Origin of the sequence: Enterococcus phoeniculicola ATCC BAA-412 (genome assembly GCF_000407505.1) — a bacterium.
GTDB lineage: Bacteria > Bacillota > Bacilli > Lactobacillales > Enterococcaceae > Enterococcus_K > Enterococcus_K phoeniculicola.
On the sequence record NZ_ASWE01000003.1, the window covers coordinates 128,946 to 150,323 of the forward strand.

Sequence of the window (21,378 nt, forward strand, 5' to 3'; positions counted from 1 at the left end):
TGTCTTTGTCGCCCCTTTTTTTAATAAAATAAGGTATGATGGAGAAAGAAACTAAATAGAAAGAAGGAATTGACATGTTTAAACGTGTACATTTGATAGTAATGGATTCAGTAGGGATTGGGGAAGCACCTGATGCAGAGAAGTTTGGTGATGTAGGCTCTGATACCCTCGGACATATTGCTGATAAAGCTGGATTGAAAATTCCTCATTTAGAAAATTTAGGTCTAGGAACTATTCGCCCGTTAAAAGGGGTAAAATCAGTCGCAGATCATAAAGGATATGCAACAAAGCTGGAAGAAGTTTCAGTAGGAAAAGATACGATGACGGGGCATTGGGAAATTATGGGCTTAAATATTAAAAAACCATTCCGCGTATTTCCTGACGGCTTCCCAGAAGAATTATTAAAACAAATTTCTGATTTTTCAGGACGTGGAATTGTCTGCAACAAGCCTTATAGTGGAACCGCTGTGATTGATGATTACGGCGAACATCAGATGAAAACAGGGGATTTAATTGTCTACACCTCTGCAGACCCTGTGCTGCAGATTGCGGCACATGAGGACATTATTCCTTTAGATGAGCTCTATCGTATTTGCCAATACGTTCGCGATATCACAAAAGATGAGCCGTATATGATTGGACGCATTATTGCCAGACCGTATGTAGGAGAGCCAGGAAACTTCACTCGTACAAGCAACCGTCATGACTATGCACTTGATCCCTTCGGGCATACCGTTTTAGATTCTTTGAAAGAAGCAGACAAAGACGTAATTGCTGTTGGGAAAATTAATGACATTTTTAATGGTCAAGGGATCACAGAATTTGTCCGCACAAAGAGTAACATGGATGGAGTGGACCAACTATTAGACGTGATGAAAAAAGAGTTTACAGGACTAAGTTTTACCAATTTAGTGGATTTTGATGCTCTCTTTGGTCACCGACGAGATGTTGTGGGCTATGGCAAAGCAATTGAAGAATTTGATGCCCGCATCCCAGAGATAATAGAAGCCATGGGTGAAGAGGATTTATTGATGATTACCGCAGATCATGGAAATGATCCGACGTTCCCGGGAACCGACCATACACGTGAATATGTGCCATTACTTGTTTATAGCAAGAAGATGAAAGGGCAAGGGGCATTAAGCCAAGGATACTATGCAGATATTTCTGCAACAATTGCTGAAAACTTTGAAGTAGCTGCCACTGAAAATGGTACAAGCTTCTTAAAATTATTAAAATAGGAGTGTGCAGATGAAAACGTTAAGTGAAAAATTACAAGAGACGACCGATTTTCTAGCTGAAAAAGGAATTAAAGAGGTATCATTTGGTTTAATTCTAGGTTCAGGCTTGGGCGAATTGGCGGAAGAAATTGAAGAAGCAATTGCGATTAGCTATGAAGAAATTCCCAATTTTCCAGTCTCAACTGTAGCAGGACATGCAGGGCAGCTTGTTTATGGTACATTGTCAGGGAAAAAGGTCTTAGCTTTACAGGGAAGATTTCATTATTATGAAGGCTATTCAATGGAAACCGTTACTTATCCGGTTCGTGTTATGGCGGCACTGAATGCACACTCTGTTGTGGTGACAAATGCAAGCGGTGGTGTAAATGAATCCTTTGAACCAGGCGATTTGATGTTGATTACAGATCATTTAAACTTTACCGGTACAAATCCATTGATTGGTGCAAATGAGGAGAATTTAGGTCCGCGTTTCCCGGATATGAGTCAAGCGTACACCATGGACTATCGTGAAAAAGCAAAAGAAGTGGCAAATGAAAAAGGCATTCATATGAAAGAAGGCGTGTATATGGGATTTTCAGGTCCAACGTATGAAACGCCCGCAGAAATTCGTATGGCTCGTACACTTGGTGCGGATGCGGTAGGTATGTCTACGGTTCCAGAAGTGATTGTCGCAGTTCATAACGGACTAAAGGTTTTAGGAATTTCTTGTATTACAAACTTAGCTGCTGGAATGCAAGCTAATCTGAATCACGAAGAAGTTGTAGAAACTACGCAGCGTGTAAAAGCAGAATTTAAATCATTAATTAAAGAGACACTAGCAGTCTTATAAGTATAATAGAAGGGAGATTTTTATGAGCGTTCATATTGAAGCCAAGCAAGGAGAAATTGCTGACAAAATTTTATTACCTGGAGACCCATTACGTGCGAAATATATTGCAGAAACATTTTTAGAAGATGCGGTCTGCTACAACAATGTTAGAGGCATGTTGGGCTATACAGGAACTTATAAAGGAGAACGTATTTCTGTTCAAGGAACGGGTATGGGGATGCCTTCTGCTACTATTTATGCCCATGAATTAATCAATGAATATGGTGTGAAAAAACTGATTCGTGTGGGCACGTGTGGTGCGCTAGCAAAAGAAATTCATGTTCGCGATTTGATTATCGCTCAAGGAGCAGCAACAAGCTCTTCGATGATTGAAAAGAATTTCCAAGCATTTCATTTTCCTCCAATCGGAGACTTTGATTTGTTATTAAAAGCGTATGAAGTAGCCAAAGAAAAAGGCTTTACGACACATGTTGGAAATGTCTTGTCGGAAGATTCTTTTTACAAAGATGATTTGACAGAAACGATGAAGCTTGCCGATTTGGGTGTTATGGGTGTCGAAATGGAAGCTGCTGCCTTGTATTATCTAGGAGCAAAATTCAACGTTCAAACGTTAGCAATCATGACAGTGAGTGATCATTTAATCACAGGGGAAGAAACAACGGCTGAAGAAAGACAGACAACGTTTGCTGATATGATTCATGTAGGCTTAGAGGCAGCGATTCGTTAGTTTTTTAGACTATAAGTTCAATGATGTGGATGAGGTTTTTAGAAAACTAAAGAGTGAGTAGAAGCTGGAGAAGAGAATTCTTTTTCCAGCTTTTTTCTTTTCCCGTGTGCTAAAATAAAAGAAAAAAGAATTTGAGAGGAGAAAGAGTATGGAAAATTTTCGATTTCACGTAACAACAGATATTCGTTTTGGGAAAAATCGTTTGGATGAACTGCCAGAAGCGCTAGGTGCTTTTGGTAAGCGAGTATTACTTGTTTATGGTGGTGGAAGTATAAAGAAAAATGGTTTATACGATGAAGTGACTTCTCGATTAAAAGAGGCATCTTTTGAGGTGTTCGACTTGTCAGGTGTGGAACCGAATCCACGAGTGGAAACCGTTCAACGAGGAATTGACAGTTGTCGAGAAAATAAAGTTGAAGTTATTTTGGCTGTTGGTGGTGGTTCAACGATTGATTGTTCAAAAGCTATCGCTGCGGGATTCTATTCAGAAAAAACACCATGGGATTTAGTGCTGGAGAGAAAAGGTTATAAGGGACCTGCTCTACCAATTATCACTATTTTAACGCTAGCGGCTACAGGAAGTGAAATGAATGCAGGTGCGGTTATTTCAAATATGCATACGAATCAAAAATTAGGAATGGGTGGTCCTTCAATGCTGCCTAAAGTCTCATTTTTAGATCCGGAAAATACATTTACGGTACCTAAGATTCAAACTGCAGCAGGTTCTGCCGATATTCTAAGTCATTTATTTGAAAATTATTTTGACTTAACTCCCGGAACAGATGTACAGGATGGTATTGCCGAGGGACTTATGAAATCAGTTATCAAAAACTGCCCAATTGCGTTACAGACACCTGATGACTATGATGCTCGTGCAAATCTTATGTGGGCGAGCAGCCTTGCGTTGAACGGCTTAACAGGCAGCGGGAAAAATGGAGCATGGTCATGCCATGCAATGGAGCATGAGTTAAGTGCATTTTATGATATTACCCATGGAATTGGCTTAGCAATCTTGACGCCACGCTGGATGCTTCATGTATTAAATGAAGAAACCGCACCGAAATTTGCACGTTTTGCGAATGAAGTTTGGGGAATTACTGAAACGGTTCCTGAGTTAGCCGCACGTATGGCTATTCAAAAAACATACGACTTTTTCCAATCCTGTGGTATTCCAATGACCTTACCGGAAGTTGGGATTACAGATGACTCAAAATTTGAAGAGATGGCAAAGCAAGCAGTTGCTCATAGTGTAATCAGCACAAAAGCATTTGTTCCGCTTCATGAAGAAGATGTGGTAGCCATTTATCAGGCAAGCATGAAGAAATCTAATTTTTTGTAAGAGGCTTACTTATTAGAGAGACAAAACTTTCTAGGTAAATAGTCTGAAATTGAGTGTGCTAAATTCGATTTTATTGTAATGGAAAGAAAAATCTGGTTTTTAAAAATAATTTAGAGTGAGTTCTGACGGATGAATCGTCAAATTCACTCTTTTTTAGTAGTGCTTTTTCAGATAGTATCGAAAATCTAAGTGTTTTCTTACATAGGTGACTGAAAAATCAAAGTGCGTAAGAACCGCGAATATACAGTATAAAATGAAAAGTATAAGGAAAGAAGGTAGGATTTGTTTCCTAAAAAGTATGCAGGAAGCAAATAAGAGGAAAAAGTGGGACAAACACCATGAGGGCTATTGCTCTCATGAGGTTTGTCCCACTCTTTTATGAGTATTTATCTTATAGATAATATTTTTTCGCAACAGTTAAATCATCGTTTAATTCATAAACAAGAGGTTGTCCTGTTGGAATTTCAAGATCCATGATGTCTTCATCAGAGATTCCTTCAATGTGTTTAGCTAGTGCACGTAATGAGTTTCCGTGAGCAGCAACTAAAACAGTTTTATTATCTAATAATGCAGGGGCAATTTCATCTTGCCAGAAAGGTAGTGCACGTTCTAGAGTAACTTTTAAATTTTCTCCTCCAGGAACGTCACGTTTGTCTAACATTGCATAACGACGGTCGCCTGCAGCAGACCCTTCATCTGTTGGATCCATTAATGGAGGAAGAGTATCATAAGAACGACGCCAGATGTGAACTTGTTCATCTCCGTATTTTTCAGCTGTTTCTTTTTTGTTTAGTCCTTGTAATTTTCCATAATGACGTTCATTTAGACGCCAAGATTTTACTTGAGGTACCCATAATTGATCAGAATATTCTAAGATGAAGTTACAAGTTTTAATTGCGCGAGTTAATACAGAAGTGTAGGCAATATCAAATTCAATTCCTGCTTCTTTAATTTTACGTCCGCCTTCTTTTGCTTCTTCAATTCCTTCTGGTGCTAAATCAACATCAGCCCAACCAGTGAATTGGTTTAATGCATTCCATTCACTAAGACCGTGACGAGAGAAAACTAATTTTGGCATGTATAGCGCTCCTTTTACAATATAGTTTCTGAAATTTTCAATTCCTTTCTTATTGTACAATGTTTTCATCAAGATTTCCATTGAAAAACTGAGAAAAGTTTCACAAGCTGATAAAAGAAGAAAAAAAGGAACAAAAATTGACGAAAAGTCAGTTTTTTGTTCCTTCTAAAAGAAAACATAGCAGCTAATACTCATTTACTTTTCCAAAAATTTCTGAACATCTGATTCAGAAAGATTAATATATTTATAGCAAGTTCCGATAGACACGCCACATTTGTTGGAGATTTGTTGGATTTTTTCTTTTTGATCGAAATACATCCGGCGAATTCTTTTTACTGTACGACCATCAATTTTTGGACGACCACCAATATTTCCTCTTTTTCGAGCCTCATTTAATCCGACGAGGGTACGTTCTTTGATGAGCGAGCACTCCATCATTGCCAGTCCATCCATTAATTGGAAATAGGCTTTTCCAGAAGCGGTTCGTGTATCAATCTCTTCTTGTAGACTGACTAAGTGAATTCCTAACTGTTTGAACTGCTGCATCAGCTCAGTCAATTGACGAGTTGATTTACCTAAACGATGAAGTTGACAAATAACCAATGTGTCCCCTTTTTCCAGCGTGCTTAAAACAGTTGGTAAGTCAGCAAGGCTTGTTTGACTAGGAGTCTCTGTGCATGATTCATGGAAAATTTCATCGCAGCGAAAATCTGTCAAACGCGCAATTTGAATGTCTAAATCATCATTGATGATCGTTGTTCGTGCATAACCAATAATTTTCATCTTTTAACCTCTCTGCGTTCATTACTACTTTATATTATAAAAAATGTAGCATAAAGCGTTTTGAAATGGTAGCTTTTTGATGAAAAAATGGTAAAAATTATCTATATATTGAATATTTTTAATGAGGTAAGCTTGGATTATGAGGAGAGTTTAGTGTTTCTGGTCCTTCTTCATGACCAACAATTACTTTATTTACCATATCTAAAAACAAGCCATGTTCCACCACACCTACCAACTGATCCAGATAAGTACCCAGTGCACGCGGGTCTTCAATAACCTCTAAATGCAAGTCGATAATGTAATGTCCACCATCGGTTGTGAGTGTATCGCCGTTTTCATTTTTTCTAAAGCTAGGTGCAAACCCTTTTTTCTCAAATAACCGATAAAGTTGTTGGCTACCATAAGGCATGACTTCGACTGGCAAAGCAAAAGCACCAAGCTTCTCCACCATTTTTGATTCATCAACAATCCAAATACATTCTTTTGAATACGTAGCTACAATTTTTTCGAATAATAGGGCAGCACCGCCACCTTTAATCCCTTGGAAATCACGACTGATTTCATCAGCCCCATCAATTGTAAGATCAACTACTTCAACTTCATCAATACTTTTTAGAGGAATTCCTAAAGCCAAGGCCTGTTTTTCTGTATTTTTTGAAGTGGTTACCCCAACGATTGATAAACCCTCTTCTTTTATACGACGACCAATCTCATCCACCATAAACTTTGCTGTGGAGCCAGTACCAAGCCCAACAACCATTCCATCCTTCACATATTTTGCTGCTTCAATACCTACCATTTGCTTTAATTCCATAATCACCCATCCTTTGCAGAATCTTCTTCTTTAATAGTTTAACTTTTCTTCTATTAAAAAGATAGAGCGAGGCAATTTTTCCAATCTATTTTTTATTTTTTGAAAATAGATGAAAAACCTCTAGAAGTCAGTTGACACGTAGGCTGAATCATGCTATTCTAACAAAGGTGCTTTATCTACAGGTCTCTGTTTAGAGACGTGCTGACTGTTTATCAAAGCATATTTGATAAAGGATGCAGAGATTGCATTATTTTTTATCGCCTAAAAAGAACCACCTGGATGTGTGGAACTAACAAAGCGAATTAAGGAAGGAGGAAAACAAGGAATGCCTACAATTAACCAATTAGTACGTAAACCTCGTAAATCTAAGGTGGATAAATCAAATTCACCAGCATTGAACAAAGGATATAACAGCTTCAAAAAATCTCAAACGAATGTGAACTCTCCACAAAAACGTGGTGTGTGTACTCGTGTGGGAACTATGACACCTAAAAAACCGAACTCAGCTTTACGTAAATATGCCCGTGTTCGTTTGTCTAACTTAATCGAAGTTACAGCTTATATTCCAGGTATTGGACATAACTTACAAGAACATAGCGTGGTACTATTACGCGGTGGACGTGTAAAAGATTTACCAGGGGTACGTTACCATATCGTACGTGGCGCGCTTGATACTGCGGGAGTTAACGACCGTAAACAAAGCCGTTCTAAATATGGAACTAAAAGACCTAAAGCTTAATTTTGAACTGAAACTACAAATGAAACTATATAATAGAAATATTTCGGAAGGAGGAGTTACGGATGCCACGTAAAGGTCCAGTTGCAAAACGTGATGTTTTACCAGATCCTATTTATAACTCAAAATTAGTAACTCGCTTAATCAACCGTGTAATGGTTGATGGAAAACGCGGGATTGCTGCTAACATTATCTATAATGCATTTGGCATTATTAAAGAATCTACAGGGAACGATCCATTGGAAGTTTTTGAACAAGCAATGAAGAACGTTATGCCTGTTCTTGAAGTTAAAGCTCGCCGTGTCGGTGGTTCTAACTATCAAGTACCCGTTGAAGTTCGTCCAGAACGTCGTACAACATTAGGTCTTCGTTGGGTGGTTAACTACGCTCGCTTGCGCGGTGAACACACAATGGAAGAACGCTTAGCTAAAGAAATTATGGATGCCGCTAACAACACTGGCGCGTCTGTTAAAAAACGCGAAGACACACACAAAATGGCAGATGCAAACCGTGCATTTGCACATTATCGTTGGTAAGATCCTCTCTGTCTGCAGCCTAAAGCTGCAGCAGACAGTTTTGCAATCGATTTGAATAAAGAGAGGAGAACAAACTGAGATGGCTAGAGAATTTTCATTAGAAAAAACTCGTAATATTGGTATCATGGCCCACGTTGATGCTGGTAAAACAACAACAACTGAGCGTATCTTATACTATACTGGTAAAATCCATAAAATTGGTGAAACGCACGAAGGTGCTTCACAAATGGACTGGATGGAACAAGAACAAGAACGTGGTATTACAATTACATCTGCAGCAACAACTGCACAATGGAAGGGTTATCGAGTAAACATCATTGACACTCCTGGACACGTGGATTTCACTATTGAAGTTCAACGTTCACTACGTGTACTTGATGGAGCTGTAACCGTTCTTGACTCACAATCAGGTGTTGAACCACAAACTGAAACAGTTTGGCGTCAAGCAACTGAATATAAAGTTCCACGTATTGTTTTCTGTAATAAAATGGATAAACTTGGTGCGGACTTCTTCTATTCAGTGAATTCATTGCATGACCGTTTACAAGCAAATGCTCATCCGATTCAAATTCCAATTGGATCAGAAGAAACGTTTACTGGAATCATTGACTTGATTAAAATGAAAGCCGAAATCTATACTAACGATTTAGGTACTGACATTCAAGAAACTGATATTCCTGAAGACTATCAAGAGCTTGCTGAAGAATGGCGTGAAAAATTAGTAGAAGCTGTAGCTGAAACTGATGAAGAATTGATGATGAAATATCTTGATGGTGAAGAAATTACTGAAGAAGAATTAGTAGCTGGAATTCGTAAAGCAACAATTGACGTTGAATTTTTCCCAGTTTTAGCTGGTTCTGCCTTCAAAAACAAAGGTGTTCAATTAATGTTAGATGCGGTATTAGCTTACCTACCATCTCCATTAGACATTGATGCGATTAAAGGGATTGACACTAAGACTGACGAAGAAACAACTCGTCCTGCTGATGATTCTGCACCATTTGCTTCATTAGCATTTAAAGTTATGACTGACCCATTCGTAGGTCGTTTAACTTTCTTCCGTGTATACTCTGGTATCCTTGAAAGTGGATCATACGTATTGAATGCTTCTAAAGGTAAAAAAGAACGTATTGGACGTATTCTTCAAATGCACGCGAATACACGTAAAGAAATTGATACAGTGTACTCAGGTGATATCGCAGCTGCGGTTGGTTTGAAAGATACAACAACAGGGGACACTCTATGTGCCTTGGATGCACCAGTTATCCTTGAGTCAATTGAATTCCCTGAACCAGTTATCCAAGTCGCTGTTGAACCTAAATCAAAAGCTGACCAAGATAAAATGGGTGTTGCTCTACAAAAACTTGCTGAAGAAGATCCATCATTCCGTGTTGAAACAAACGTTGAAACAGGCGAAACAGTTATCTCAGGTATGGGAGAACTTCACTTGGACGTTTTAGTAGACCGTATGAGACGTGAATTTAACGTTGATGCTAACGTTGGTGCACCTCAAGTATCTTATCGTGAAACATTCCGCGCGCCTGTTACCCAAGCTGAAGGTAAATTTGTACGTCAGTCTGGTGGTAAAGGACAATACGGACACGTTTGGGTTGAATTTACACCTAACGAAGAAGGTAAAGGATTCGAATTTGAAAATGCAATCGTCGGTGGTGTGGTTCCTCGTGAATACATTCCTGCTGTTGAAAAAGGATTAGCAGATTCAATGAATAATGGGGTTCTTGCTGGTTATCCATTAGTGGATATTAAAGCGAAACTTTATGATGGTTCATACCATGATGTCGATTCGAATGAAACAGCCTTCCGTGTTGCTGCGTCTATGGCTTTACGTGCCGCTGCTAAGAAAGCTAATCCAGTTATCTTAGAACCAATGATGAAAGTAACAATCACTGTACCAGAAGATTACCTAGGTGATATTATGGGACATGTTACAAGTCGTCGTGGCCGTGTTGAAGGTATGGAAGCACACGGAAATTCACAAATCGTTAATGCGGTTGTCCCACTAGCTGAAATGTTCGGTTATGCAACAACATTACGTTCTGCAACACAAGGTCGCGGTACATTTATGATGGTATTTGACCACTATGAAGACGTACCAAAATCTATCCAAGAAGAAATTATTAAGAAAAATGGTGGAGAAAGTAAATAATAAGTATTAAAAAACTTGTTTACTATTTTTAGACTATGCTTTTTTAAGGATTTCGGGTAAAATGATAAAAGATGATAATGCGATTGATTAATCGCCTATCAAATAATAAAAAATAATCTTACGATTTTTAGGAGGAACATTTAAAATGGCTAAAGAAAAATTTGACCGTTCTAAACCCCATGTTAACATTGGTACTATCGGACACGTTGACCATGGTAAAACTACATTAACTGCTGCTATCGCTACTGTATTAGCGAAACATGGTGGCGGTGAAGCACAAAACTATGCTGATATCGATAACGCACCTGAAGAAAAAGAACGCGGAATCACTATCAACACTTCTCACATTGAGTATGAAACTGACACTCGTCACTATGCTCACGTGGATTGCCCAGGACACGCGGATTACGTTAAAAACATGATCACTGGTGCTGCACAAATGGATGGAGCTATCTTAGTAGTATCTGCTGCTGATGGTCCTATGCCTCAAACTCGTGAACACATTCTATTATCTCGCCAAGTTGGTGTTCCATACATCGTTGTTTTCTTAAACAAAGTTGATATGGTTGATGATGAAGAATTATTAGAATTAGTAGAAATGGAAGTTCGTGACCTATTAAGCGAATACGATTTCCCAGGTGATGACACTCCAGTTATCGCTGGTTCTGCTCTAAAAGCATTAGAAGGCGAAGCTTCTTATGAAGAAAAAATCTTAGAATTAATGGCTTCAGTTGACGAATATATCCCAACTCCAGCTCGTGATACAGAAAAACCATTCATGATGCCAGTCGAAGACGTATTCTCAATCACTGGACGTGGTACTGTTGCTACAGGCCGTGTTGAACGTGGTGAAGTACGTGTTGGTGATGAAATTGAAATCGTTGGTATCAGCGAAGAAACTTCAAAAACAACTGTAACTGGTGTTGAAATGTTCCGTAAATTGTTAGACTACGCGCAAGCTGGGGATAACATCGGTGCATTACTACGTGGGGTTGCTCGTGAAGACATCCAACGTGGACAAGTTTTATCTAAACCAGGAACTATCACTCCACATACAAAATTCATGGCTGAAGTTTATGTTTTATCAAAAGAAGAAGGTGGACGTCATACTCCATTCTTCACTAACTACCGCCCACAATTCTACTTCCGTACAACTGACGTAACTGGTGTTGTTGAGTTACCAGAAGGTACTGAAATGGTTATGCCTGGCGATAACGTAACAATTGACGTGGAATTAATCCACCCAATCGCTATCGAAAATGGTACTAAATTCTCAATCCGTGAAGGCGGACGTACAGTTGGTGCCGGCGTTGTTTCTGAAATCAAAGCTTAATTTGATTTTCTAACAACTACTTGCAACATTATATTCGGACTTACACTAGCTCTATCACTTCGGTGGTAGAGCTAGTTTTTTTGTTTCAATTGAAAAATAACGGTTCTTTGTTAAATGGTGTTGTTTTAAAAATAAGTCGCAGAATTGAGAACATTTCGATGTTCTTTTTTTAATGAATTCGCGGAGATCATGTTAGACAAGAAGCAACAGATAGAGGTGGCAAAAGGTTCGAAACCTAACAGCAATCCGTTTGATTTAATTAGGTTATTTTCTCTTCTAGTTTCCTATTAGAATAGCTTTACATCAAAGTATTACAAATAGCTTGATATACTTTTGCAGGTAGAGAACTGCTTTCTTGAATCCCTTCTATTTTTGTGAGTTAAAACCGATAATGATTTCTAAATTCTTTCGGTGACAATCCCATATGTTTTGTAAAGCTTTTTGAAAAAAATGATAAACTGCTGAAGCCACTCATTAATGAGACAGCCTCTATAGAGTGATTTGATGACTTTAATAAAGATTGCGCATGATTCATACGTAACTCTTGGATATATTGTTTCGTTGAAATCCCATATATTTTTTTCATACAGCGAGAAATATAAGTGGGATGAAAATTAAGTTCATTAGCGATAGACTGCACGGATATAGAACTAGCAAATTTTGAATTAATCAATGCTGCTGCGTCATGTGCAATATCTGAAATACGAGAAGAAGAATCTTCAGCGACGTTTGTAACTAAAATTTTTAATAGTTGTAATAAAATAATTTCTCGTTCAATAATCTGATTATCAGTAATGATAGGCGAAAGGGAACAAAGTCGTTCAAAAAGCTGGAGAAGCATCTCTGGATGAGGAAGCTCAAAAAAATTTGGGATTATCAGTTGATTTTGTAAAGTTCTATTAGGCTGTTGATGAATAGACCAAGTACCTGTTGTTTGAAAATGAATCCAATAAAAATGGGTTTCTTCTGAAACTGGAAGATGGCTAAAATGATGTAGAAGAGGAGCTAAAATTAGCCCTTGATTAGCTGAAACAGTATAGGACTGATTTTCTTCTGTTAAAAATAAGGCACCTTTAGTGACAAAAATAAAATCAAAAAATTCAAAATTTTTTCGATCAATATGCCTCTCGCCTTTGAAAAATACATCTTGATTCGCTTCAACATAATAAGGAAACGATGGCGTAGATAAATCAAAATAATGCATAAAATAATCTCCTTGTCTTAAAAAGTACAAATCCAAGTTGTTTTCTATTATTGATATTACTATAGAACAATATAAAATAAAAGTAGAAAAGAAAGCGCATTCTTTTGTTAGGAGGATAATTTGTGAAAGAAAAAGATTTTTTTAATAAATTTGAACAATTACCGTTGGGGAGAATAAGGCCTTCTGGTTGGCTAAAAAATCAATTAATTATTCAAGCGAATGGCATGACAGGCCAACTTGAGGAACATTGGCCAGATCTTGGTCCGGATAGTGCTTGGTTAGGAGGCGAGGGTGAAGGATGGGAACGTGGGCCTTATTATTTAGATGGTTTGGTTCCGTTGGCCTATCTTTTGGAAGATGAAAAATTGGTCAGAAAATCACAAAAATGGATTGAATGGATTCTTGACAGCCAAAAAGAAGATGGCTGGTTTGGACCAGAGAACAATGATGATTGGTGGAGTCGAATGATTGTTTTTAAAGTTTTAATACAATATTTTGAAACGACTCAAGATGAAAGAGTCATTCCTTTCATGCTTCGTTATGCCAATTACCAATTAAGGCATTTAAAAAAACGACCATTGAGCGAGTGGGGAAAAGCAAGAGGTGGAGAAGAAATTTTTTCACTTATATGGCTATTTAAGAAAACTAAGAAAAAGTTTCTATTTGAATTAATAGAACTGATTAAAGAGCAATCTACAGATTGGGTGAATCTGTATGAAAATTATCCGTTTACTCGTTATGTTACTGAGTTTAATCATGAAAGTCATGTGGTCAATGTCGCTATGGCTTTAAAATATTTTGGGTTAGAGTTCCAAATGACAGGTGATGATTATCAAAGAGAAATATTGGAAAAAACGCTTTATCAATTAACTGTTTATCATGGACAAATGCATGGAATGGTCTCAGGAGATGAATGGTTAGCCGGTACTCATCCTAGTCAAGGAACCGAATTGTGTTCAATTGTTGAATATATGTTTTCGATGGAGATACTTTTAAAGATTTTTGGAGAAACCGAGTTTGGAGATCGATGGGAACGAGCAGCATTTAATGCTTTACCAGCAGCTATCAGTAGAGATTGGTTAGCGCATCAATATGATCAGCAGGTAAATCAGATTTCTTGTAATCACGCAAAAAGAAACTGGACTGAAAATAATGAAGACGCCAATATATTTGGATTAGAGCCTCATTTTGGATGTTGTACTGCTAATATGCATCAAGGGTGGCCAAAATTTGTAAGCAATCTATGGATGAGAGATGAGGTGGGACTTGTTTGTCAAAGTATTAGTCCTTGTATTGTAAACGATGGAGATGTAGAAATTAAAGTTGAGGGAAATTACCCCTTTGAACTAAGTGCTAAACTCACAGTTTCTAGTACAATCAATCAGGTACTTAAAATAAGAATACCTATATGGGTAAAAAAAATAGTTATACAAAAAAATGGAAAAGAATATCCACAGGAAATATCCGGCAGCTATCTAGTTATTAGTCATGAAAATGGAATTTGTACTTATGAAATTAGTTATGCAGCAGAAATTATAAAAGAATGGCGTGGTCAACGAGCAGTAGGAATAACTTACGGACCATTAATTTTTGCTCTACCAATTCAAGAAAACTGGCAAATTACAGCTGGCGAAGATCCTTTCTACGACTGGGAAGTATTACCAGAATCTGACTGGTGTTATGCCTTGGCAACAGATGAGGACTACAAAATAGAGAATAATCTATCATTAAAAAAGCAAGTTTTTGATAGTTTGAATTCACCAATATGGATAAAAACAATTGGTTGGAAGGTCACCAACTGGTCAATCAAAGATCATTCGGCAGATACACCACCTTACACAGTAAAAACAGACAGTCAAAAAGAACTTACTTTAGTACCGTATGGAGGTGCTAAATTAAGAATAGCTGAATTTCCCACAGTTGATCGCCGCCCTTAAATATACAGAGGAGGAGAAAAATGGAAACAATAGTAAAAAATGAAAATTATCGAATCGTGTTAAAAAGAAAGAAGAATTTTAAAGACAAGTTTGGATCATTATTGTTTGTATTACCTTTTTTAGTCGCATTCACCTTATTCTTACTTGTTCCAATTGTCTATGGAATAATCATTAGTTTTTTTCAATGGAATATTTTAGATAATTCTCCAGTATTTATTGGATTAAAAAATTACATGCAGTTATTCACAGCAGGAAGTTATGTAAATGAAGTTTTTTTTAGCACGCTTGGGAACACTTTATTTTATGCGATGATTGCTGTACCGCTATTTACGATTACTTCTTTAGGATTAGCAATACTTGTTAATTCGGTTATATCAACATTAACGGGTTTTTTTCGAACAGTGTTCTTTTTCCCATATATCCTTTCTTTATCTGTTATCGGGGCTGCGTGGGCTTTGATTTTTAATCCAGGTGCAGGTTTACTTAATGCACTTCTATCAGTAATTGGTATAAACCCAATTGCATGGAATGCGACTCCACAAGGAGCTTGGACAATGATTATCGTCACTTCCTTATGGTGGGGAATTGGCTTTAATATGCTCTTATTTATCAATGCACTAAACAATATTTCCAGTGAATTATATGAAGCAGCCGAAATTGATGGAGCAACTACAGGAAATAAATTTTTACACATCACACTCCCTGCTATTCAGCCGATTATGTTATATGTCATTCTCACATCAACGATTGCTGCATTTAACTTATATGGACAACCCGTATTACTAACAAAAGGTGGACCGGGAACTTCGACGAAAGTTACGATGATGTCTATATTAGATGAAGCATTTGTTCGTCATCAATTAGGTTCTGCTTCTGCAATGGCGGTAGTCTTAGCGATAATCATTGGAATATTTCTTTTAATTCAGTATTTTTTTACGAAAAGAAAGGGCGGATAAACAGATGACTTATTCAAAAAGAAAAGCAATTTCAGCAACAATAGTAGCTGTATTAATTTCTTTATTGTTTTTAATCCCCACAGTTTGGATTCTTTTAACAGCATTCAAAACGGATGCAGAAGCCTTAAAGGGCGGTGTGAATTTTTGGCCAGATAAATTTACACTTGAAAATTTTCGCTACCTATTTGCAGCTGAAAATTATGAAGTAGACGTAGTAGGTTGGTTAAAAAACACGTTAGTTGTTTCTATAGTTGGGACAGTATTGGTAGTCATTATTGATTCTATGGCCGCCTATGCTCTTGCACGTTTAAACGTTCCTCTCAAAAAAACTATTTTATCATTGATTGTAGCAAGTATGTTAGTACCAGGGGTGATCACGTTATTACCACAGTTTTTAAATTTTGCGAATGCTGGTTTACTTAATACATATGCAGTTATGATTCTTCCTGTAACGGCGAGTACTACGGGCGTGTTCCTGCTGTATCAATTTTTATTGAGCTTTCCACAGGCTATTGAAGAATCCGCTTATTTAGACGGTGCAACAAAATGGCAGATATTTTGGTATGTTGTTTTGCCAAATGTGAAACCAATGGTTGTTACGTTAGCAGTTACTACATTTATTGGCTTATATAACGATTTTTTATGGCCGTTAGTAACAATCAATCGGAATCAATTAAAAACTGTGACAGTCGGAGTTGCCAACATGATGTCTGGTTCTTTACAAGTTAGCTATGGTCGCTTGATGGCTCTTTCATTACTATCATCGATACCCATGGTTATAGTCTTCATTGTTGCTCAGAAACAACTGGTTAAGGCAATCACCCATACCGGGATTAAGTAGGGGAGTGAGAATAAAATGAAAAAAATAATAATAGTTCTAGTTACAACATGTCTATTATTAGGAATGAGTGCCTGTGGAAAGAAAGATGAAACGAAAAACAATGGAAAAATAAAAATTACTTATTGGGCTTCTATGGGGGGCGCAGATTCTGAGGCTATGCAAAAAATGGTATACGGATTTAATACGAGTCAAGATAAATATGTTTTAGATGCTCAGTTTATTACGAGTGATTATTATAAAAAAGTTGACTTAACTGTAGCAAATAATATGAAAGGGATGCCTGATGTTATGATTATGCATTCAGACAAACTCCCCACTTATGCAAAACGAGGTATTTTAGCTCCGCTATCAACAATTGGCAACTCTAGTTTACTTGTTGAGGATTCCTATAGCAGTACGGCTTGGGGTGCTGGTGAATTTGAGGGGGTACATTACTCGGTTCCTTTAGATATCCATGGTCCAGTCATGTATTACAATAAAACGCTTTTTAAAAAAGCAGGGCTAGATCCTAATAAACCTCCGACCAATAAAGAAGAGTTTATAGATATAGCAAAAAAAATCTCTGACGGAGAATCACATGGTTTTGTCATGTCGATAGATTTTATTAACGAGTTTCTTGTTGAAACGATGGTTGAACAAAATGGTTCTAGTTTTTTTGACAAAAAAAACTATCCTAATTTTGATACCCCAGTGATGAAGGATATTTTACAATTTGAACATGATCTGATCTATAAGGAAAATGTAACACCTAAAGATGATTTCGATACAGTAGGAAATTTTTTAAGAGGGAATGTAGGTATGATTTTTGACGGACCTTGGACAGCACCGACATTTAAAGATGTTGAATTTGAATGGGGAATGGCAGAGGTTCCTCAATTTTATAATAAGAAGGAAGCTGTTACCTGCAAGTCGCATCAATTTGCTATTCCATCTACTTTGAAAGATAACGATAAAAAAGAAGGAGTAAAGAAATTTTTAGAGTATATGAATCAAAATTCTATGGATTGGTCCAATTCAGGACAAGCTCCGGCTTCAAAAACGGTCTACCAAAGTCTAGAATTTCAAAAGAAACCACAAGTTGCGATGGCCAACGAATTTAAACGGGCAGTCTTTACACCACAAGTTGATAGTATAGGATTGTATAGTCAGATGCTGTATAGTCAGATTTCAGATATTTTATATGACCGGCAATCAATTGAAGAGGGGTTAAAGCAAGCACAAAAAGATGCTGTTGGAATGTATGAGGCAGAGCATATAACCGAATAAAGTTTTCTGCTCCAAGAAAATTCGATGAATTTAAGAAATAATGTAGTCAAAAATAGCTTCATTCCTTATTTAAAGGAGTGGGCTATTTTTTTGTAAAGCTGACGATTAAAGAGCTTCTGGAAGAGCAAGAGTTTAGATGTTCCTAGGTAGTTAGTTCACGGGGAGAATTTTTTGACTAGATGATTCAGTTAAAATAGATGATGTTGCCCCTACTTTTTTATTTATGTGTATAATAATTTTTTTCTAAAGTTGGTGGACGAATTCTATCTATCATCGTATGATAAGATTAGAAATGAGACAATCATTTTTGAAAAATGAAATTGCAATTTTGGACTTTATTAATCGCAAGTGTAATGTCAACTAGAATTAAAGACTGATAGTTTAGTAAATGACGTTATGAAAAGTGTTTATTTTTATTTAAGGAAAAGCATAGTTCTTTCATTCTATTCCTAAGTTCGCTATAATTAAGGTCAATATTAGTCAAGGGAATGAGGAAAATGAGTAATCATAATACGTCAGATTTGATTGAAGCATATATAAAGAATATTCTTGAAAATAGTGAAATGATTGAGATTCGACGTGCTGAAATGGCAGATTTATTCAACTGCGTTCCTTCACAAATTAATTATGTGATTAATACCCGTTTTACGATTCAACGTGGGTATACCGTTGAAAGTAAACGTGGCGGTGGAGGATATATCCGAATTGTTAAAGTTCAATTGTCCGACAAACGTCATTTTTTAGAAAGAATCAATCAATTATTTGATCATGAGTTAAGCGAAAAGAATGCGCTAGCAATCATCCAAAAAATGTATGAGGATGAGATAATTACTCGAAATGAGGGAAATCTTATGCTTAGTGCAATCTCAAAAAATGTTTTAGGCATATCTAGTAAAGAAGATGAGCTGCGTGCTCAAATACTTAGAGCTTTTTTAGAGCGATTAAGTTATGAAGAGAGGAAGTGAGCGCTTTGAACGAACTATTTACAGAACGTGCGAGAATGGTATTGACTATATCTCAAGAAGAAGCGAAATATTTTAAACATCAATCAGTAGGATCAGAGCACTTACTATTAGCATTGCTTTTAGAAACAGAAGGAATTGCTGGAAAAACATTACGTCAAATGGGATTAAATGAGCAGGATGTTCGTGAAGAAATTGAACATTTGATTGGATATGGAACGATCAAATCATACCCACAAGGAATCTATCTTCCTTATTCACCGAGAGCAAAACAAATTTTTGCCTATGCAGCAGATGAAGCCAAACGTTTTGGGGTTCCTGCGATTGGCACAGAGCATATTTTACTCGGTTTATTAAGAGACGAAGAAATTCTTGCTTCTCGAATTGTGATGAATTTGGGAATGGACTTATCGAAGATGCGTCAATTATTGAAACGCAAGATGGGGGTTACTGATACAAAAGGAAGCTCAGGAAGTCGTCGTAAAAATGGTCAGGCAAAGAATCAAACGGTTCAAGGAACACCAACCTTAGATTCACTAGCACGTGATTTAACCAAACTAGCACGAGATGGAAAACTTGATCCCGTTGTTGGAAGAGGTTCTGAGGTGAAACGTCTAATTCAAATACTTAGTCGTCGAACAAAAAATAATCCTGTGCTGGTTGGTGAACCAGGAGTGGGGAAAACAGCTATTGCAGAGGGACTGGCGCAACGAATTGTGAATCGTGAAGTACCAGAAGAAATGCAAAAAAAACGTTTGATGATGCTAGATATGGGTTCATTGGTTGCTGGAACGAAATATCGTGGTGAGTTTGAGGATCGCATGAAAAAAGTGATTGAAGAAATCTATCAAGATGGGGAAATCATCCTATTTATTGATGAGCTTCATACCTTGATTGGTGCCGGTGGAGCAGAAGGGGCCATTGATGCATCTAATATTCTAAAACCAGCACTTGCTAGAGGAGAGCTTCAAACAATTGGTGCTACGACTTTAGATGAGTATCAAAAGTATATTGAAAAGGATTCTGCATTAGAACGCCGATTTGCTCGCGTTCAAGTTGATGAACCAACGCCAGATGAAGCGGAAGAAATTTTAATGGGACTCAAAAGTCGATATGAGGAGCATCATCATGTAGAAATTACAGAAGATGCCCTACGTGCAGCGGTTCAATTGTCTGTTCGTTATATTAATTCGCGTCAGCTTCCGGATAAAGCCATTGATTTAATGGATGAATCAGCAGCGAAAGTCCGTTTAGATAAAGCAGATGAACCAACGGAATTAGCGAAGTTGAGAAATGATCTAGCCAAGCTCTCAGCTGAAAAAGATGCTGCCATTCGAAAACAAGACTTTGAATTAGCTGCACAAATTCGGAAAAAAGAAAAGCGTTTAGATAAAAAACTCGACGCACTTATATATGTTGAAGAAAAAAATCAAACTGGTTATGAAAATCGTGTAACAGAAGAAGATGTTGCATCTGTAGTTTCTCAGTGGACAGGTGTCCCTCTACAGCAGCTGGAGAAAAAAGAAAGTAAACGTCTGCTAGAGTTGGAAGAAACACTCCATAAACGAGTTGTTGGACAAGATGAGGCAGTAAAAGCAGTTTCTAGAGCGATTCGCCGTGCAAGAAGCGGCTTAAAAGATCCACAGCGACCAATTGGTTCCTTTATGTTTTTAGGACCAACAGGTGTGGGGAAAACAGAGCTTGCCAAAGCATTAGCAGAAGCGATGTTTGGAAGCGAAGATTCTCTGATTCGTGTTGATATGTCTGAATTTATGGAGAAATACAGTACTAGTCGTTTGATTGGTTCCCCTCCTGGATATGTAGGCTATGATGAAGGGGGTCAATTGACTGAGAAAATCCGCCAAAAACCTTATTCAGTTATTTTACTGGATGAAGTTGAAAAAGCACATCCAGATGTATTTAATATCTTGTTACAAGTATTGGACGATGGACATTTGACTGATGCGAAAGGACGAAAAGTCGATTTTAGAAATACAATTTTAATCATGACTTCAAATATTGGCGCAACAGAAATTCGCGAAGAAAAAAATGTTGGTTTTAATGTAAAAGATGTGACGAAAGACCATGGTGCAATGCAAAAACGCATTTTAGAAGAATTGAAAAAAGCATTTCGACCTGAGTTTTTGAACCGGATTGATGAAACAGTGGTCTTCCATTCATTAAATAAAGAAGAAATTCACTCTATCGTGAAAATCATGAGTCAGTCTATTGTGAAACGATTAGCTGAACAAGATATTCAAGTGAAGATTACGGGCGCTGCTATTGATGTTATCAGTAAGGTTGGCTTTGATCCTGAATATGGAGCAAGACCTATCCGTCGCGCATTGCAAAAGGAAGTAGAAGATCGATTAAGTGAAGCATTACTTTCTAGTCAAATTCATTTCGGAGATAACGTGACAATTGGTGCAACAAAGGGTAAAATTACTGTATCGGTAAAAAGTAAAAAAGAAGTAAAAGAAGAAGTACAATTCGTTTAAACAAGTAAGGGCAGCGGTGCATGGGCTGCCCCACGAGGTTCGCTGTAAGTGAGCTTTTTGGGGGACATTCCATTCATTGCTGTTTTTTTGTTGAGAAAAGCCAAGATTAGACGTGGTTCCTTTCGCCGACA

18 protein-coding genes are annotated in these 21,378 nt (G+C 37.3%); 14 read left to right on the top strand and 4 right to left on the bottom strand.

Annotation, left to right across the window (positions count from 1 at the left end):
• Nucleotides 1-74: 74 nt before the first annotated feature.
• From deoB to I589_RS11355, 4 genes are all read left to right on the top strand, one after another.
• The gene (gene deoB, locus I589_RS11340; RefSeq protein WP_010767903.1) at nt 75-1,241 is read left to right on the top strand and encodes a phosphopentomutase; all 1,167 of its coding nucleotides are present in this window, start codon (nt 75-77) and stop codon (nt 1,239-1,241) included.
• A gap of 10 nt (nt 1,242-1,251) precedes the next feature.
• Nucleotides 1,252-2,070 (top strand): purine-nucleoside phosphorylase, encoded by an 819-nt coding sequence (locus I589_RS11345; RefSeq protein WP_010767904.1) that lies wholly within the window; start codon nt 1,252-1,254, stop codon nt 2,068-2,070.
• A gap of 22 nt (nt 2,071-2,092) precedes the next feature.
• Nucleotides 2,093-2,797, top strand: coding sequence for a purine-nucleoside phosphorylase (gene deoD, locus I589_RS11350; RefSeq protein WP_010767905.1), 705 nt, complete (start codon nt 2,093-2,095; stop codon nt 2,795-2,797).
• Nucleotides 2,798-2,945: 148 nt separating this feature from the next.
• Nucleotides 2,946-4,136: an iron-containing alcohol dehydrogenase gene (locus I589_RS11355; RefSeq protein WP_010767906.1), complete on the top strand. Its 1,191-nt coding sequence runs from the start codon at nt 2,946-2,948 to the stop codon at nt 4,134-4,136.
• Nucleotides 4,137-4,527: 391 nt separating this feature from the next.
• On the opposite strand, the gene gpmA is transcribed toward I589_RS11355, so the two are convergent.
• The 3 genes from gpmA to rpiA all read right to left on the bottom strand — a co-directional run bounded on the left by gpmA (nt 4,528) and on the right by rpiA (nt 6,811).
• Entirely contained in the window at nt 4,528-5,214 is a 687-nt protein-coding gene (gpmA, locus tag I589_RS11360) for a 2,3-diphosphoglycerate-dependent phosphoglycerate mutase (protein ID WP_010767907.1), read from the bottom strand.
• Between the two features lie 195 nt (nt 5,215-5,409).
• Nucleotides 5,410-5,997 (bottom strand): recombinase family protein, encoded by a 588-nt coding sequence (locus tag I589_RS11365; protein ID WP_010767908.1) that lies wholly within the window; start codon nt 5,995-5,997, stop codon nt 5,410-5,412.
• 118 nt (nt 5,998-6,115) lie between these two features.
• Entirely contained in the window at nt 6,116-6,811 is a 696-nt protein-coding gene (gene rpiA, locus I589_RS11370) for a ribose-5-phosphate isomerase RpiA (protein ID WP_010767909.1), read from the bottom strand.
• Nucleotides 6,812-7,136: 325 nt separating this feature from the next.
• Between rpiA and rpsL the strand changes: the two genes are divergently transcribed.
• The 4 genes from rpsL to tuf all read left to right on the top strand — a co-directional run bounded on the left by rpsL (nt 7,137) and on the right by tuf (nt 11,583).
• Nucleotides 7,137-7,550, top strand: a complete 414-nt coding sequence (gene rpsL, locus I589_RS11375; protein WP_010767910.1) for a 30S ribosomal protein S12 — start codon at nt 7,137-7,139, stop codon at nt 7,548-7,550.
• A 62-nt stretch (nt 7,551-7,612) separates the two neighbouring features.
• Nucleotides 7,613-8,083: a 30S ribosomal protein S7 gene (rpsG, locus tag I589_RS11380; protein WP_010767911.1), complete on the top strand. Its 471-nt coding sequence runs from the start codon at nt 7,613-7,615 to the stop codon at nt 8,081-8,083.
• A gap of 79 nt (nt 8,084-8,162) precedes the next feature.
• On the top strand, nt 8,163-10,250 hold the full coding sequence (gene fusA, locus I589_RS11385; protein WP_010767912.1) for an elongation factor G: 2,088 nt from the start codon (nt 8,163-8,165) through the stop codon (nt 10,248-10,250).
• Nucleotides 10,251-10,395: 145 nt separating this feature from the next.
• Nucleotides 10,396-11,583 carry an elongation factor Tu gene (tuf, locus tag I589_RS11390; protein ID WP_010767913.1) on the top strand — a complete coding sequence of 396 codons (1,188 nt, stop codon included), beginning with the start codon at nt 10,396-10,398 and terminating at the stop codon, nt 11,581-11,583.
• Between the two features lie 379 nt (nt 11,584-11,962).
• Here the strand turns inward: tuf and I589_RS17900 are convergent, their stop codons facing one another.
• The gene (locus tag I589_RS17900) at nt 11,963-12,787 is read right to left on the bottom strand and encodes a helix-turn-helix domain-containing protein (RefSeq protein ID WP_010767914.1); all 825 of its coding nucleotides are present in this window, start codon (nt 12,785-12,787) and stop codon (nt 11,963-11,965) included.
• Between the two features lie 122 nt (nt 12,788-12,909).
• Here I589_RS17900 and I589_RS11400 point away from each other — a divergent pair, with 122 nt between their 5' ends.
• The 6 genes from I589_RS11400 (at nt 12,910) to I589_RS11425 (ending at nt 21,247) form a co-directional block, all read left to right on the top strand.
• Nucleotides 12,910-14,724 carry a beta-L-arabinofuranosidase domain-containing protein gene (locus tag I589_RS11400; protein WP_010767915.1) on the top strand — a complete coding sequence of 605 codons (1,815 nt, stop codon included), beginning with the start codon at nt 12,910-12,912 and terminating at the stop codon, nt 14,722-14,724.
• A 20-nt stretch (nt 14,725-14,744) separates the two neighbouring features.
• A complete protein-coding gene (locus tag I589_RS11405) occupies nt 14,745-15,680 on the top strand; it encodes a carbohydrate ABC transporter permease (RefSeq protein ID WP_010767916.1) in 936 nt (311 codons plus the stop codon).
• A 4-nt stretch (nt 15,681-15,684) separates the two neighbouring features.
• Entirely contained in the window at nt 15,685-16,521 is an 837-nt protein-coding gene (locus I589_RS11410) for a carbohydrate ABC transporter permease (protein WP_010767917.1), read from the top strand.
• A gap of 15 nt (nt 16,522-16,536) precedes the next feature.
• Entirely contained in the window at nt 16,537-17,787 is a 1,251-nt protein-coding gene (locus I589_RS11415) for an ABC transporter substrate-binding protein (RefSeq protein WP_010767918.1), read from the top strand.
• A gap of 497 nt (nt 17,788-18,284) precedes the next feature.
• Nucleotides 18,285-18,752, top strand: a complete 468-nt coding sequence (locus tag I589_RS11420; RefSeq protein WP_010767919.1) for a CtsR family transcriptional regulator — start codon at nt 18,285-18,287, stop codon at nt 18,750-18,752.
• Between the two features lie 5 nt (nt 18,753-18,757).
• The gene (locus I589_RS11425) at nt 18,758-21,247 is read left to right on the top strand and encodes an ATP-dependent Clp protease ATP-binding subunit (protein ID WP_010767920.1); all 2,490 of its coding nucleotides are present in this window, start codon (nt 18,758-18,760) and stop codon (nt 21,245-21,247) included.
• Nucleotides 21,248-21,378: the final 131 nt, after the last annotated feature.

Excerpts from the sequence above, each read along its gene's own strand:
- deoB (WP_010767903.1), top strand. The coding sequence starts at position 75 with ATGTTTAAACGTGTACATTTGATAGTAATGGATTCAGTAGGGATTGGG.
- I589_RS11345 (WP_010767904.1), top strand. The coding sequence starts at position 1,252 with ATGAAAACGTTAAGTGAAAAATTACAAGAGACGACCGATTTTCTAGCT.
- deoD (WP_010767905.1), top strand. The coding sequence starts at position 2,093 with ATGAGCGTTCATATTGAAGCCAAGCAAGGAGAAATTGCTGACAAAATT.
- I589_RS11355 (WP_010767906.1), top strand. The coding sequence starts at position 2,946 with ATGGAAAATTTTCGATTTCACGTAACAACAGATATTCGTTTTGGGAAA.
- gpmA (WP_010767907.1), bottom strand. The coding sequence starts at position 5,214 with ATGCCAAAATTAGTTTTCTCTCGTCACGGTCTTAGTGAATGGAATGCA.
- I589_RS11365 (WP_010767908.1), bottom strand. The coding sequence starts at position 5,997 with ATGAAAATTATTGGTTATGCACGAACAACGATCATCAATGATGATTTA.
- rpiA (WP_010767909.1), bottom strand. The coding sequence starts at position 6,811 with ATGGAATTAAAGCAAATGGTAGGTATTGAAGCAGCAAAATATGTGAAG.
- rpsL (WP_010767910.1), top strand. The coding sequence starts at position 7,137 with ATGCCTACAATTAACCAATTAGTACGTAAACCTCGTAAATCTAAGGTG.
- rpsG (WP_010767911.1), top strand. The coding sequence starts at position 7,613 with ATGCCACGTAAAGGTCCAGTTGCAAAACGTGATGTTTTACCAGATCCT.
- fusA (WP_010767912.1), top strand. The coding sequence starts at position 8,163 with ATGGCTAGAGAATTTTCATTAGAAAAAACTCGTAATATTGGTATCATG.
- tuf (WP_010767913.1), top strand. The coding sequence starts at position 10,396 with ATGGCTAAAGAAAAATTTGACCGTTCTAAACCCCATGTTAACATTGGT.
- I589_RS17900 (WP_010767914.1), bottom strand. The coding sequence starts at position 12,787 with ATGCATTATTTTGATTTATCTACGCCATCGTTTCCTTATTATGTTGAA.
- I589_RS11405 (WP_010767916.1), top strand. The coding sequence starts at position 14,745 with ATGGAAACAATAGTAAAAAATGAAAATTATCGAATCGTGTTAAAAAGA.
- I589_RS11410 (WP_010767917.1), top strand. The coding sequence starts at position 15,685 with ATGACTTATTCAAAAAGAAAAGCAATTTCAGCAACAATAGTAGCTGTA.
- I589_RS11415 (WP_010767918.1), top strand. The coding sequence starts at position 16,537 with ATGAAAAAAATAATAATAGTTCTAGTTACAACATGTCTATTATTAGGA.
- I589_RS11420 (WP_010767919.1), top strand. The coding sequence starts at position 18,285 with ATGAGTAATCATAATACGTCAGATTTGATTGAAGCATATATAAAGAAT.